The following is a 15,132-nucleotide window of genomic DNA, read 5'->3' on the forward strand; positions in this document are numbered from 1 at the left end:
CTAATATTTAGTATAACGAAACATATGTGAAACATGCTCGTATTTTGTCTTGAAAAATTTTGAAAGTTCATCCATTAATTTATTATCTCCTTCGAGAGCATCTTCAATATGTGTAAAATGATTTAGTTCTCTCAATTTCACAAACTCATGTTTTGATTGCTGTTTAATAATGTTTAAGGAACATAGTATCTCGAGGTATTCAAGGATGGGATCGCCTGGGGATTTAATAAGTGGTAATGATCCATTTGAGATGGATTGTTGTAGTTGATAGCGACAAGTACTTAATGAAAATATACCTTGTAATGGCAACGGATCGATAATTCCTAGGCATAATCTACTCTGCCAATCCCAAGGAGGAGTTATCATCTTGTATTGTGATGGTACTGGCAAATAAATGGCGGATGGTAAGTGTTCACGATGTGTCCCCTTATAATAAAGCCACTTGTACCATAGTTGTTCTTTACCAAATATCCTTTTTGGTTGGTGGAATCTAAACTTATATTTTGCTTTTTTCCATTCACTTATTAAAAGACTTTGCTTGAAATGAGAAACTTTAAATAAATCCATAAAATGCATATGATTAAGTTTCTTCATGTTAAGACTCCCAATCATGCGATTTGTATCTGTCTGAAAGAGGTTGAATGCAGTAAGGAAATTATTTGAGTGAGGATCAAAGAAATACATTAATGGTAGATAATCGTGGCCATATTGGTGTAGGAATTGAAAAGTAAAATGATCTGTTTTTAACAGGTTTCTACTTATGCGTTTAAAAAGATTAGCTCCTAATATCCATATTGGTTGGATATTTTCCGATAGATATCCTTGTGTACGACTTTGTATATCAACTGATGAGATTCTTGCACATTGGTATTCGATTGCAATCTTTTTATCCCTTATTCTAAGCAAGATATCTGGGCGCTGTTTGATGGATGAGATATATTCCTCCAATGATACGTTTAATCCTTGCCCTAATAACCAGTTATATAACATAAGCTTACCTTTTTCGTGATATGGTCCTTCTCCTCCTTCACTTGAATAACAGTTTGTTATACTCTGGTGTGCAAAATGGGCAATGGTTTTTGACCCAGCCCTAATAATTACTTGTTCATTACAGCTTGGACAATAAAACTGCTGATTTTCTCGAAGATTTTCAATTTCCATTTTGGAATATTGAAATAAAGTAATTAACTTTCCATTTTTTAATTTTGCTTGAAGCAATTATAACACCTCCATTCTTTATTATTCGACAGAGGTGGTGAAAATCCTGCTAACAAAAAAAGATGCCCCGAAAGGCATCTTATAGAATATTAGCTGGGAAGTGGGAACGAACATCTTCAAAAGTGGTCGTATCAAATATTTTCTTACCGTATTCTTCCAAGACATGAATCGTAATATTCGAATCATCACCGTATTCAAATATTCGAGAAATAATATCTTCTTGTGAATTCTCATCCAGTACATCTTGAGAGAATTCCATATATAGATAGTATTTACCATTATAGAAATATAAGGTTTCTTCTTCACTACCTGTATCCTCTTGGAAATGATGACTTAATTGAATTACATCTTCGAAATCATTAAACCCTGCAATAATCCAAAGATTTTCTTCAATAAAATCTTCTTCTAATTCATCCTTCTCACTTTTACCAAATTTTTCTTCCAAGAATGATTCAACTTTTTCATCAACTGGAATATCTATTGTAGAGCCATCTTCATCAATTGGGAATTCTAAATTATCCCCATTTTTTGAAAGTTGAGCTTTAGTAACAACAATTTCTAAACCTTTTTCTAAGGCATGAACTTGGATCCATAGAGGGCCATCTACATGAAAGTCTTCTTGATAATTTACCTCGTCCATCATCTGCCAAAATAATTGTTCGCTACGTTCGCGATTGTACCATATTTCTTCTCTTCCAAAACCACGATCTTCAATATCTACATAAGAGATAAAGAACTTAACCGTATTTTCATTTATTCTTTCAATTTCCATGTAATTTCTCTCCCTTCTTTTATATTTAAGCCAAAGCCAAAAACACCGAAACCGCGGGAGCCTTTGCTTGTAAAATTAGGCAGAAGAAGGTCTGAACCTAATCTATAGATAAAAGTATGATATCTTATTTATATTGTATGTTAGCATATTGCATATTGGAAATTAATATGCCTAGGATTATCTATTTAAATTAATATTTTAACTCAAATTAACGATTTTGTCACCTTATTAATCGGATATCAAAAGCGCAGATCATCCATTTCGATCTGCGCTTTTTACTTTTATTATTACCTTTTAATTCACCATACGTCGTGCTTCTTCTAATTGATATGTGCGTACAGTTCTTGGTAAAAATCTGCGAATCTCATCTTCATTATATCCAACCTGAAGTCTTTTATCATCTATGATGATTGGTCTTCTGAGTAATCCGGGATTTTTCTGAATTAATGTTATTAATTCTTGTAATGGAAGTTGATCTATTGTAACATCCAAATTTTGAAATACCTTCGAACGGGTAGATATAATTTCTTCTGTACCGAATTCAGTCATTCTTAATATTTCTTTTATTTCATCGACAGATAAACTTTCAGAGAACATGTTTCTCTCTGTAAAAGTTATATCATGATTTATTAACCACGCTTTTGCTTTTCTACATGACGTACAACTTGGTGAGGTATAAAGTGTTACCATGGTACTTCACTCCTCAATCTGTAGTTCCATTTTATGAACATTTTATTTGTTATTAAATTAAAATCACTTTAAATAACAACATAGTTGATTATACTATATATGTCTAGCGAAGGATAGGTCATATCGACTCAATTTAACAATGTTCACAAAATGTTTTTATTTTCCTACTATGGATCCCTAAACTGTTTTGGTAAGTCTGTCTTCTTACAGTTTGATGCTATTTATTAGAAACTGTTCGGTAACTAGTTTAATTACAACAGAATTAGTTATTGGGTATAGCTGTACGACACCGCTACGGCAGAATACTCCGCTTTCCACGGGCACGGCCTCAGCCTCCTCGAGGAAAGATCGCCTCCGCGGGGTCTTCGGACACGCGCTAAAATACAGCCTTTGGTAAATACCTAACAACATGAAAAAAGGCTGCACTTGGCAGCCTTTTTTTTACTTAATTTGATTTTTTTCTAGTCCAGCTAAAATATCATTAGACTCTCGTTCTTCATCGAAAGTCAATACCTCGTCTACTGGTTGATATGCTTGACCGTATATTTCTTCATCTTTGTATGTGTGTATAGATTCATACATTTTCTTCATTTGTTCAAAAATCATTTCTTCTGTTTCATTATTTGGTGACCAGTAAAGAATTTCCATTGGATTTTCCTTATTGGTTGCTAGAGATCTGCGGTTATAACCAATTGATTGTGCATGACTAAACCCTTCTCGTTTATAAAAATGAAGTCTTTTTTCTGTATCTGTGTCATCATAATCGACAGGTTCAACTTCTAGAATGATTGGCTTATTTCGTTGCTTTAGTTTCTCAATTAACTTATGTCCAATCCCCTGTCCTCTTGATTTTGAAGAAACCCATACATAATCAATAAAAATAAACGTATTAAATTCTGCGTACATCATAACATGGTATGGGCCTTCATCTTTATGATAAACGTCCCCTTTTTCTTTCAATAATAGCTCCATATGCTCTTTTGATTTCATTTCCTCTATTGGAAAATATTCACTTAATTTCTCATACCAATCCATGGATCTACTCCTTTGACTTTTCTACGTAGTAAGTATAACGAAATAACAAGATTATGTTAAATCGCTATTTGGGTTGTATATGTTCAGTATGTGTAGTTATCTAAAAAAAAGCGAAAAAAAACGGAACTTTTTATTAAAGTTCCGGCTTTTTTCAATCATTATGGCGTATAATCAACGTTTTCACTATACGTGTTTCCAGCGTTCCATATTAGATACTCATTTATTCCATTATCTTGCAATGCTCGAATCTGTGCTTCCACTTCTTCTTTTCCGTATTGTGTAACTGGAATACCAGTTCCATTGTAAATCCATGGTGCTTCAAAATCCTGTATCCAAGGTCTTGATACTGGTGGATTTTCGAGTTTTGAAAGTACTTCATTTTCTACTTTTGCATATTCATCTGTTAAACGGTAAGGTTCCGTATCAGGAAATGGAATGCCAAAATAGTTATTGGACCAATGACTAGGATAAATCATGGAAGAAATAACATCCACATTTTCAGATATCTTCGAGAAGTTTTGGCCTATTCCTGGTGCTTCCGGAATAGTTGCAGAATAACCAAAAATATCAACCGCAACATCAACATCATAGGGTTCTAACTCTTGCTTGGCATAGGCAACAAAATCAGTAACTGCTTGAACACGTTGTTGAACATCGTCTGTATCATCATCAGCATATTCCCCTTTTGAATAGCCTAATTCCTCGTCACGATGCTCGAATCCCTCTGGGAATCTAACATAATCAAACTGAATTTCTTGGAAACCTAATTCAGCTGCCATTTTAGCAAGTTCTACATTATATTCCCAGACTTCCTGTTCAAACGGATTCACAAAAGCTTCTCCACGGTTATTTTTCCAAACGGATCCATTTTCAGTAAAGGAAAGTTCAGGGCGTTTCTCAGCAAGAACACTATCTTTAAATACAACAATTCTTGCTATTGGGTAAATTTCATTTTCTTCAAGGGTCTTCATCATCTCTTGAATATTTTTAATATAATTTTGTCCGAGGTCTGAATAAGGTGAACCTTCTTCTGGTATAAAGGTTAAATATCCAAAATCATCCTTAATATCAATTACCATCGAATTCAGATCAGTATTATTCACTAAGTCTACTAAAGATTCAAATCGACTGCCGCCAGCAGAATGTCCTGTCACGTAAATCCCACGTACAGCATCTGGATATTCAAAATGATAACCTGAGTCGAAAACAAATCGATTTAAATTTGTATTTTCTTCAATTAATTGAATCGAAGTTTGCCTTTCAATATGAAAAGAAGCAAACAATTCTTCATCCCCACTACTTTTAGTTGGCATTGCAAACGGAAGTATAATAACGAGTAGGAGAACAATTGGTATCATGATTCTCTTAAGTTGTTTATTATGCATTCTATCAATCTCCTAAACTAAAGTATTAAGATTGCCCCCGGGAAGTTGACATGAACAACTTTACGTTTGCAACACTTTATTATTCATTATAGAACAGAACCGCTAGATTTTGAATGGTATTTACTAGATTTTTGTCATTTTTATAGAAAGATTGTCGATTGTACCAACTTCCACCTTCTAAATCATATTAAAACAAAACAAAATTATGCTCTAAAAACCGTTTGAAGTATGGTTTCCTAACAATAAAGGGCACATGAGTTATTAAACTCACGTGCCCTTTAATTTTTCTACATTTAATTATCATTCTTCTATGCGCCTACGGTCAATAAACACATATTGCAACACATATACAATCATTGAAGCCGTAATAAAGATGAAGCCCCATCCTAGAGTTTTCTGCTGCGTTATTAGATAGTTATTACATAATTGAATAGGAGAATCTAGATAAAGCCAGCCCATCAAGGCAAACATAGATAGGTAGTTCAAATAGATAAAAATTTGTCCAACATCTCTTATTTTTGCCCAGCTATCAGCTAATAATAGGCCCACTAAAGGTAAACTAATAAATTTGAATACTTCATATTGTGGTAGTGTTAGTGCTTCATCCAACGTTCTCGGAAGCATCCAATACATGGTAATAGCAACAATTAATATCATTCCCGGAACTCCATTTTCGTTGATAGCATGAAAGACTTTTGGTGCCTTATAAACAATGTATTTACCTAGAAACCACCCGACTACCATTAACAAGGGTAATTGGATAAGCATATGGATAATCATGATGGACTCCATATAACTACGGATTGGAGGGATTATTAATATTAAGTATAGTAAGGCCCCTATATATAAAGGTTTTCTCATATAACTATCCCTCCATATTATTTTGAATCACCTCAACAACTTTATGAGCCGCTTCTTCTGGTTGTTGAAAGTCTAATATGTCCAGTAATTCCCCATCTGTTCCTACGAAATAGAAAGCTGAATTATGAGTAAAGCCACCACTTCCATCAGGTATTACGATGACACCGAATTCATCTAACAAAGCTGTCAATTCAACTTCATCCATAATCCTAGCCATCCTCCAAGTATCACCATCACTATTAAATAATGCTTGATACTTTTCTAATGTAGCCGGATCATCTCGTTTTGGGTCGAAACTTATACTCAAGAATATGATTTCTTTTCCTAATAGTTCAGCAGGTATACGTTCATAAACCTTAGCAAGATTCATCTCTAACTTTGGACATACATCTGTACAAGCAGTGTATATAAAGGTCAGGAGGACATATTTCCCCTGAAACATGGTGAAAGGATAGGTTCTCTCCTTGCTATCTTCTAAGGTGACATTTGGAAAAAGGGGCTTCTCCTCCATTAACCTGTACACTCTTGCGCTCTCAGCTGTAAATGCCTGAAACCCATTCGTTCCAATAAAAAATAAAATAAAACTTATAACCAAGCTAAAACAGATTAGTAACAGATTATGCAGTCTTTTGTTCATATTTATCGCTTCCTAGTTTTCCTCTATTCTTCATATAACGCACGAAATGGATAATGAAAATAGTAGTGGCAATAACTAGAAATACACCGGCAATTGCACCGAATACAGCTGGAGTCATCCAACCTGGATAATGAATCGCCCATCGTCTAGGGGTGCTTAGAGCCCCTGAGACTAGGAACTGAACACTAATAGAAATCATTGCGAGCGCATAACACCATAAAGCAATCCTATCAATCTTAGATTCTTTAACCGTACTATCTACTTTTGCTAAATAATACATAAAGGAGAATAACATGACTACTGCGCCAAGTCCCATATACATGTGAAAATGTCCAGGTACCCATTTCGTATTATGCATGACATGGTTGACAACGATTGTAGCATCTACAATAGCCGGAACGACACCAACAGTCCAACCGAACATAGACAGAAATGCTAACCCAGATCCCATATCCCATTTAATTCCTGATTTGTGCACAATCATTAACGCTCCATATGCTGTTACAACTAACACCGGTAAACCATTCGCATAAGATAAAGCCTGTCCCATAATTAGCATCCATTTTGGCATAGCAAAATCCATTAACATATGATGAGTATAGATAACTAACGTAAATGCTGTTGACATTGTCCACGCAATGAGGAAGACTCTATTCACTACCCATTTACGATTGGTATATTTCGGTAATAATTCGTACACTACAATAACAGCCATATAGATTATTGCATTAGCAAATATATGTCCAAAAGCATACGTTAAGTTTTTAGCTAGCATCGGATCAAACGTGAATGATGGGTTGATTACATTAATAATATTCATAATGAGAACTGCTGCTCCTGCTAGGATTGCAGTTGTATTCACTATTGTTACCATGGTACTAGCAACAACGGCTTTTGGCGGTGCATCTTCTTCTTTCTTCTTACCAGAGATAACATCCCACCCTAGACCTTTGCCAAGACTTCCATATTTTTTAATAATTGCTCTTCCTGTATCCATATATAAAAGCAAGAATCCCGTACCTAGAATTAACATTCCAAATAAATATAATAGTGCCCCAATAGTACCCCAAGCGCTAGCAGATATAGTAGGTAATGGATATAAGAACGTCCATGCACCAGCAAATTCAAATGAAAATACACCAATAACTACTAAGATCACTCCAATAATAACTAATCCTAAAAACCAATTAAATATGCTTCTTGAAAGTTCAACATATTGGTTCAAGAAATACCACATTACTCCTGCTGCTGCTAGTGCTGCTGCACCAATCATCCCAGTTCCATGGATTGTTAAGAATTGGTAGAACATAGCATCTGGCACGTCAATTACTCCACCTTGTGCAAGAAGCATTAATATCCCGAATATCATCATAACAGCAATGATTACGCCACCAATTGTTAAAGAAGTTGCTACTGTCTTATTAGTTGACTTCAAATTATTCATTCCAACAAAAGCACCCATTTTTGACGCTCCTTTCGTTATTCTGTAACCGTGATTTCAGTTACCATATAATGATGCGCGGTTCCACAATATTCTAAGCAAAGTATTTTGTATGTACCAGGCTTTGTAAACGTAATGTATACATTGTTCGTATACTCTGGCATTGCCTGTGTTTGAGCGATGATTGTCAAATCCTCATCATATATGCCAAATCCATGGTTAACATCTTTACTAGTAACATGAAATTCAACTGGTTCCCCCACCTTAAATTCCGTCTCACTCATAAGCCAACCAAATTGAACTGCCTCTACATCTACAATCGTTGGATCTTGAGCTTCCCCATAAATTGGTAAGTCATAAGGTAATTCACGTAATGTGTAAATACAAACCACCAATAATATGGTAACTAAAGTTGTCGCATAGAAAATTCTTGCTTTATACCATTTTTTCTTAATGTGCTCATAGTCACTCTTAACCCTTGACTTCCATGCTACTACTCCAAAAACAATGAAAACTAGTGACATAAAAACTAGGCTTGTAACCCAGGCTGCTGTTTGAACCATTTTTATACCCTCCCTATTTTAGAAGATTACTTTTTCTGCCCTAATCATATCTACATACACAATACAAACCTGTGAGAAAAGTCACAATGAAAATAAAAAATTAGGGATTTTTAACTATAAAAGATTAATTTGTAATTATACGGGCAAATTACAGAAGAACTGTTATATCTTAAGAAAGGAGTATGAAAATGGATAAACAAATGTGGATTGTAATTGCTGCTGTTGCACTCTTAACAGTAGTAGGATTCTTTGCTTTTCAAAATATGGCAGAAGATGATACCACAGAACCTCCAGCTGAAGAGAATCTGGCTGAGGATGAAAAAGCAGCTGAAAATGAAGAGTCTGAATCTACCCAAACACCAAAAGAAGACCACACTGCTGTTCAACACTCAGAATATCAAGGTGAGATAGCACCAGAATTTTCTTCAGAAGACTTACTTAAACCACCAAGTACAAATTGGATTACACATGGTGGAGACATGTACAATCGTAGATACTCCACATTAGAAAAAATCAATACTTCTAATGTAGCTGATCTAAAGCTTGAGTGGGTTACTAGTTTAGGTTCTGGCTTAGAGTTTAAATACTCTGCTGAGGCAACTCCACTTGTATATGATGGCATTATGTTTAATATTACGGGTGCTGATGTTGTACAAGCGATGGATGCTACAACTGGAGAGATTATTTGGGAATATGTCCCGCAATTAGCAGACGGCCTAGACACTGCATGTTGTGGATGGATTAGCCGTGGTGTAGGACTTGGAGATGGGAAAGTGTATGTAGGTCTCCTTGATTCAAGACTAGTTGCTCTAGACCAAAAAACAGGAAAAGTTGTATGGGAAACAACAGTCGATGATTGGGAAAAAGGTTACACGATTACCGCAGCTCCTCTCTATCATGATGATAAAGTATATATCGGTGTTGCGGGTGGTGAATATGGTATTCGTGGCTATCTGGCAGCGTATGATGCAGATATGGGACGGGAAATATGGCGTACATATACAGTCCCTGGTCCAGGTGAAGTGGGTCACGATACATGGCCTCAGGAAACGGATGCATGGCTTAAGGGCGGTGCGCCAATCTGGCAAACACCAGCCATTGATCCAGAATTAAATATGATCTACTTATCAACAGGTAATCCATCACCAGATTTCGATGGAAGTCAACGTGAAGGTGATAATCTATTCTCTGCTTCCATCTTGGCATTAGATTTAACTACAGGTGAGTATAAATGGCATTTCCAAGAAGTGAAACATGATATATGGGATATGGATGCTCCTAACCCAGTTATACTATTTGATGTTGAAATGGATGGAGAGACACGAAAAGGACTTGGACAGGCAGGTAAAACTGGATGGGTTTATTTACTGGATAGATCGAATGGTGAACCACTTGTTGGAATTGAGGACAAACCGGTTCCACAGGATGAAAGACAAAAAACAGCAGAAACCCAACCATACCCTGTTGGGGATAGTTTTGTACCTCAATCTATAACCGAAGAAATGCTTAAAGAAGATCTTGGTGAAGACTTTGAATACCAGGTTGCAGACATATTTACACCTTTCTGGGATGAACCAGTAACAATTACTCCTTCACCACAAGGTGGTGCCAACTGGCCACCATCAGCGTATAACCCAGAAACAGAGTTATTTTATGTATTAGGAAACTGGACTTACTTTGCATTTGCACATTATGAGGGCGATGAAGCAAATGAATATAAAGAAGGACAGAACTGGATAGGTAGTGTTATGCAGCCAATTCAAAATGCGCCGAACCGAGGAACCGTCACCGCAATTGATGTAAAAACAAATAAAATAGTTTGGCAAAAACAATGGGATGACCTTGCTTATAGTGGCGTTCTAACAACTAGTGGGGACCTCGTATTTGTGGGTCATAATGATGGAAGAATCATTGCATATGATGCAACAAATGGTGAACAGCTTTGGGAATTCATGACCGATGCTGGTGCAAATGCTCCACCAATGACATATGAAGTGGATGGAAAACAATATATATCCATCTTCTCTGGAGGAAACTCCCTTGCTGGTACACAACATGGTGATAAGATTTACACCTTCTCCTTAGAAGGACAATATGCTACATTAGAAGATGTTCCAGATGATGGAATAAATTCATCACCATTCTTTAAAGATACCGATAATGAGAACGGCCAAGGACAAACAGAAGCTCCTGAGGGTGACGCAGTTGTTCAAGAAGGCTTGAAGATTTATGAAAACAACTGTCTAGCTTGTCATGGTGCAGAAGGGGTTGGAGGTCACAACGGACCGAAGCTTAACAATCTCGACTGGACGAAAGAAGAATTAATAGCACAAGTTAAGAACGGTAGCGGAAATATGCCTCCATTCGAAGGAAGCTTGTCTGAAGAGGAAATAAATGCCGTAGTAGAATATTTAGAATCACTCATCAACAAGGATAAGTAAGTTAACATGCCAAAAGAGGTAATTGCACACCCAGTACAATTACCTCTTTTTCAATTAGTTAGCGGATGTTTTTTCCACTAATGGGATATGAATCAAGCGATCATCTTTATCCGTTGGTTCTCCGCGACTGTCATGATTACTTGTTACAACATATAACGCATCGTCTTCTATGAATACGTCACGCATTCTTCCAGCTTCATCATAGAAATCTGCCACTGTCTCTGTAGCTATGTCATAAGTAAAGATCTTCTTACCAGCCAAGGAAGCAATGTATAGTTTACCATCACTGAATCCGACCCCTGAAGGTGCCCATGTAGTTTCACCGGAATGAATTAAAGGAGATTCCATTCCCTCAGCCTCTTCATCTCCTTGAATCTCTGGCCAGCCATAATTCTTACCCGATTTAATTAGGTTAATTTCATCATGCCCATCTTCACCATGTTCTGAAGAGTACATATTTCCATCATTGTCCCAAGTAAATCCTTGAGCATTCCTGTGTCCGTACGAGAATACATACGAATCTTCAAAAGGATTGTCAGATGGGATGTCACCGTTAAGTTCCATACGTAAAATTTTACCCGCTAAACTATTTAAATCCTGTGCCAAGTCATTTTTTCCAACATCACCAGTAGCAACATAAAGTTTCTCATCCGGCCCAATTGCAATTCTACCACCAGTATCTTTTTCCCCTCCAGGGATATTATCAAAAATAACCTCTTGTTCCTTCCATGTAGAACCATCTAATACTAGTGACACAATGCGGTTCACAATTTCACCGTCTTTATCATACGTATGATAAGCAAATGCTTCATTAGATTCTTCAAAATTTGGCGCTAAAGCAAACCCAAGAAATCCCGCTTCTCCTTTATGGAAGATCTCTTCAGATAAATCTACATCCTGTACATCTACTATGCCAAAGTCACCATCAATTTCTACTACAGTTCCATCGCGTTGACTTAAATAGAATGTACCTCCTGTTTTGTTAATCGTCCAAGGAATAAAAAGCTTATTAGCATTAATATTGCCATCATCTGTTGCGGTAACCTCGATTGATTCCTCGAAGACTTGAACTGCCTCTGGATCATTTTTTTGTTCCTGATTGGCTTCATTCTCTTTTGAATCATCACCATTTACGAATAGGAATACAAGTGCGGCAACTAAGAGTACTCCTATCAAACTAATAAAACCATATTTTTTCAAATCTTTCACCTCTTAATTTTTTTCTTCGTTTAAAAGACGAAGTAATATATATAAGGTATTATTTCCAAAATTTTGTAGCTTATACATATTTTCATAGAATGAATAGTATTTTCACAGAATTGAAGACTTAGATAAATCATTTTTATCCAAATGAAACTGAGGTATGTTATCCATTTCTACTTATTGATCCACAAAAAAATAGAGCTATACACATGTACAGCTCTATTTTCTACTATAGATCGTTGTCCTCTTTCTTAATTCTAGAAAAGTCTTCTTCCTCCGCAAACTCAGTACCATAATTTAATCTGCCTGTTGCTGCTGTATCATTATGTTCTCTTGCTGGTTCAAATAAATATGGAATACTTAATAATCCAGCTAGTCCAACTAATGAATAGACAATTCTAGAAAGTAAAGCATCTTGGCCACCAAAAAGCGTTGCAACCAAATCAAAATCAAAAAGTCCAATTAGTCCCCAGTTTATTGCGCCAATTATTACTAAAGTTAAAGCTATTCTCTTTAATGTGTCCATTTTCATCCCACCTCACTTCCTAATACTTATAGAACAAAACAAACATTGACTTTTTTTAAGTCAGTATTATCTTCTGCCATTTATTAATAATTCATACCAAGAAAACGTGTTATTTCAACACATACAGTCAAGATTTGTTTAAATAAACTTCCTAAAAAAATGTAATAAGTTCCAGTTAGTAGGCATAGAATATAAATGGTAAATTTTATCTAAAATATTAGGATGGGTGATACACATGGACGATAAGTCATCAAGAAATCAAAAGCCTCCTAATGATCCGAAACAGGCGCAGTTAGATCAATTCCGTATAAGAAATACTGGAAAACCTATGACAACTATGCAAGGAAGAAAAAGATCTCAAGATACGGATCAATTAAAAGCCGGCATACGTGGACCTTCTTTACGCCAAGATTATGATTTCTTTGAAAAGATGTCGCATTTTAATCATGAAGAAATACCAGAAAGAGTGGTTCATGCACGAGGATATAGTGCACATGGAGAATTTGAATGTTACAAATCAATGAAACATGTAACAAGAGCTAAATTCCTATCGGAGCCAGGGAAAAAAACACCTTTAACAATCCGTTTTTCCACTGTACAGGGACCTAAGGGATCCTATGATACAGCTAGGGATTTACGTTGCCAGGGTGTTAAGCTATATACAGAAGAAGGAAATCTGGACCTAACAACGATTGCGATGCCTGTATTAATAAACCAGGACGCCATGAAGTTTCCAGATGCAATGCATGCTTATCAAGCAAAACAAGATGATGATATCCCAACAGCTACTGGTGCACACGATCATTTTTGGGATTATGTAGCCAATAACCCAGAGTCGATACACATGGTGACGTGGATTATGTCTGATCGTGGTATTTTAAGAAGCTATCGAATGATGGAATCGTGGTCCATCAATACGTATCTATTTGTAAACGAACAAGGGAAAGCAACATTTATGAGGTATGTTTGGAAACCAGTCTTAGGAGTTCATTCCTTGACTCAAGAAGAGGCAATTAAACTTGGTGGAATTGATCCTGACTTTCATCGGAAAGATTTGAGAGAAGCAATTGACAAAGGATTTTATCCTGAGTATGAATTAGGAGTACAACTCATATCGCTTGAGGATGAGTTTAAATTTGATTTTGATGTTCTAGACCCCGCAAAGTTTTGGCCTGAAGAGCTCGTCCCTGTGGAAATCATTGGTAAGATGACTTTAAATCGAAACATTCAAAATTACTTTACGGAATCAGAACAGGTTGCATTTAATCCGGCAAATGTTGTACCAGGGATTGATTTCTCTAATGATCCTGTCTTACAAGGAAGATTAATGGCGTACAGAGATACACAACAACATCGACTTGGTAGTGCCAATTATGATGAACTTCCAATCAACCGATCACTTTGTCCATTCCATAACAATACACGTAGAGGTGTGATGAGACAGCGAATTGATGTGGAAGAGGTAGATTACCACCAAAATTCCTTAGCCAATAACACGCCTTATACTGTACCACCAGAAGAGGGCGGTTATGAATATTATCCTAAGAAGGTAGAAGGACACGTCATCCGTGCAAGGAGTGACTCATTTAAAGACTACTACTCTCAAGTAAGAATTTTTTGGAATAGCTTGACTCCTGTAGAAAAGCAGCACACAATTGAAGGGTTTAGTTATCAACTAGGAAAGGTAAGAAGTGAGTCTGTCCGTCAACAAAATGTTGATTTATTAGTCAATGTTGATAAAGAATTAGCTACTATTATTGCTGATAATATTGGTGTGAATCCTCCAACTGGTACTCATGTTCCGGTTGAGACCAGCTATCCATCTCTCAGCCAATTTAACACACCACGTTATGCTGTTACACAAAAAGTAGGTGTTTTGATTGGTAATGGTTTTAATGGGAAAGAAGTAACTAGTGTACTCAACACATTACAGCAACAAGGAATATTTGTTGTTGTAATTAGTGAGAAACTCGGTACAGTCACAGGTTCTGATGGTACAAAAATTAAAATCAACGATACGTTCCTTACATTAAGTCCATACCTGGTTGATACACTCTATGTAGTCGGCGGAACTGCTAGAAATCAAGAGAAGTTTAATGCTGATGTTACGACATTCTTACATGAAGCTTATAAACAATATAAGCCAATTGGTGTGGCTACAACAGGGCAGTCTTTTATACAGCCTTCCAACAATAATAATTTAGCAGGGGTTGTCTTCGCCGCTAATAATCCAAACTTCGAAAAGGATTTCGTTACTGCAATTGGTCAAATGCGTTTCTGGAATCGAAGATAATTTAAACATTTTAAGAAATCCATTAATTAATTGACTAACAGTTAGACGAAAAGTATATAAAATAGAA

At 36.2% G+C, this 15,132-nt stretch carries 13 protein-coding genes; 2 read left to right on the top strand and 11 right to left on the bottom strand.

The features are described from left to right. From BN999_RS05010 to BN999_RS05050, 9 genes are all read right to left on the bottom strand, one after another. Positions 1-1,218 carry a competence protein CoiA gene (locus BN999_RS05010; RefSeq protein ID WP_096270280.1) on the bottom strand — a complete coding sequence of 406 codons (1,218 nt, stop codon included), beginning with the start codon at positions 1,216-1,218 and terminating at the stop codon, positions 1-3. Between the two features lie 79 nt (positions 1,219-1,297). Next, complete coding sequence (gene mecA / locus BN999_RS05015; RefSeq protein WP_096270281.1) at positions 1,298-1,990, bottom strand: adaptor protein MecA; 693 nt, start codon at positions 1,988-1,990, stop codon at positions 1,298-1,300. A 294-nt stretch (positions 1,991-2,284) separates the two neighbouring features. After that, positions 2,285-2,680 (bottom strand): transcriptional regulator SpxA, encoded by a 396-nt coding sequence (spxA, locus tag BN999_RS05020; protein WP_096270282.1) that lies wholly within the window; start codon positions 2,678-2,680, stop codon positions 2,285-2,287. 441 nt (positions 2,681-3,121) lie between these two features. After that, entirely contained in the window at positions 3,122-3,715 is a 594-nt protein-coding gene (locus BN999_RS05025) for a GNAT family N-acetyltransferase (protein WP_096270283.1), read from the bottom strand. Between the two features lie 158 nt (positions 3,716-3,873). Beyond that, positions 3,874-5,100 carry a putative glycoside hydrolase gene (locus tag BN999_RS05030; RefSeq protein ID WP_096270284.1) on the bottom strand — a complete coding sequence of 409 codons (1,227 nt, stop codon included), beginning with the start codon at positions 5,098-5,100 and terminating at the stop codon, positions 3,874-3,876. 300 nt (positions 5,101-5,400) lie between these two features. Next, on the bottom strand, positions 5,401-5,961 hold the full coding sequence (locus BN999_RS05035) for a hypothetical protein (RefSeq protein WP_096270285.1): 561 nt from the start codon (positions 5,959-5,961) through the stop codon (positions 5,401-5,403). 4 nt (positions 5,962-5,965) lie between these two features. Further along, positions 5,966-6,598, bottom strand: coding sequence for an SCO family protein (locus BN999_RS05040; RefSeq protein WP_096270286.1), 633 nt, complete (start codon positions 6,596-6,598; stop codon positions 5,966-5,968). Further along, complete coding sequence (locus BN999_RS05045; RefSeq protein ID WP_096270287.1) at positions 6,579-8,060, bottom strand: cbb3-type cytochrome c oxidase subunit I; 1,482 nt, start codon at positions 8,058-8,060, stop codon at positions 6,579-6,581. Before BN999_RS05045 ends, BN999_RS05040 begins: the two co-directional genes overlap by 20 nt. Positions 8,061-8,077: 17 nt before the next feature. Further along, positions 8,078-8,602, bottom strand: a complete 525-nt coding sequence (locus BN999_RS05050; RefSeq protein ID WP_096270288.1) for a cytochrome C oxidase subunit II — start codon at positions 8,600-8,602, stop codon at positions 8,078-8,080. A gap of 188 nt (positions 8,603-8,790) precedes the next feature. Here BN999_RS05050 and BN999_RS05055 point away from each other — a divergent pair, with 188 nt between their 5' ends. Further along, the gene (locus BN999_RS05055; protein ID WP_096270289.1) at positions 8,791-11,043 is read left to right on the top strand and encodes a PQQ-dependent dehydrogenase, methanol/ethanol family; all 2,253 of its coding nucleotides are present in this window, start codon (positions 8,791-8,793) and stop codon (positions 11,041-11,043) included. Between the two features lie 54 nt (positions 11,044-11,097). Here BN999_RS05055 and BN999_RS05060 read toward each other — a convergent pair whose 3' ends face one another. Beyond that, positions 11,098-12,243, bottom strand: coding sequence for a PQQ-dependent sugar dehydrogenase (locus BN999_RS05060; protein WP_096270290.1), 1,146 nt, complete (start codon positions 12,241-12,243; stop codon positions 11,098-11,100). Positions 12,244-12,475: 232 nt separating this feature from the next. Continuing rightward, positions 12,476-12,772: a DUF378 domain-containing protein gene (locus BN999_RS05065; RefSeq protein WP_096270291.1), complete on the bottom strand. Its 297-nt coding sequence runs from the start codon at positions 12,770-12,772 to the stop codon at positions 12,476-12,478. Between the two features lie 235 nt (positions 12,773-13,007). On the opposite strand from BN999_RS05065, the gene BN999_RS05070 reads away from it, so the two are divergent. Next, positions 13,008-15,065 (top strand): catalase, encoded by a 2,058-nt coding sequence (locus BN999_RS05070; protein ID WP_096270292.1) that lies wholly within the window; start codon positions 13,008-13,010, stop codon positions 15,063-15,065. Positions 15,066-15,132: the final 67 nt, after the last annotated feature.

Source organism: Paucisalibacillus globulus, assembly GCF_900184735.1.
In the GTDB taxonomy this organism is placed as follows: domain Bacteria; phylum Bacillota; class Bacilli; order Bacillales; family Amphibacillaceae; genus Ornithinibacillus; species Ornithinibacillus globulus_B.

Bases quoted from the DNA above. Each gene is read 5' to 3' on its own strand.
- BN999_RS05050 (WP_096270288.1), bottom strand. From the start codon at position 8,602: ATGGTTCAAACAGCAGCCTGGGTTACAAGCCTAGTTTTTATGTCACTA.
- BN999_RS05025 (WP_096270283.1), bottom strand. From the start codon at position 3,715: ATGGATTGGTATGAGAAATTAAGTGAATATTTTCCAATAGAGGAAATG.
- BN999_RS05045 (WP_096270287.1), bottom strand. From the start codon at position 8,060: ATGGGTGCTTTTGTTGGAATGAATAATTTGAAGTCAACTAATAAGACA.
- BN999_RS05030 (WP_096270284.1), bottom strand. From the start codon at position 5,100: ATGCATAATAAACAACTTAAGAGAATCATGATACCAATTGTTCTCCTA.
- BN999_RS05035 (WP_096270285.1), bottom strand. From the start codon at position 5,961: ATGAGAAAACCTTTATATATAGGGGCCTTACTATACTTAATATTAATA.
- BN999_RS05040 (WP_096270286.1), bottom strand. From the start codon at position 6,598: ATGAACAAAAGACTGCATAATCTGTTACTAATCTGTTTTAGCTTGGTT.
- spxA (WP_096270282.1), bottom strand. From the start codon at position 2,680: ATGGTAACACTTTATACCTCACCAAGTTGTACGTCATGTAGAAAAGCA.
- mecA (WP_096270281.1), bottom strand. From the start codon at position 1,990: ATGGAAATTGAAAGAATAAATGAAAATACGGTTAAGTTCTTTATCTCT.
- BN999_RS05065 (WP_096270291.1), bottom strand. From the start codon at position 12,772: ATGGACACATTAAAGAGAATAGCTTTAACTTTAGTAATAATTGGCGCA.
- BN999_RS05070 (WP_096270292.1), top strand. From the start codon at position 13,008: ATGGACGATAAGTCATCAAGAAATCAAAAGCCTCCTAATGATCCGAAA.
- BN999_RS05055 (WP_096270289.1), top strand. From the start codon at position 8,791: ATGGATAAACAAATGTGGATTGTAATTGCTGCTGTTGCACTCTTAACA.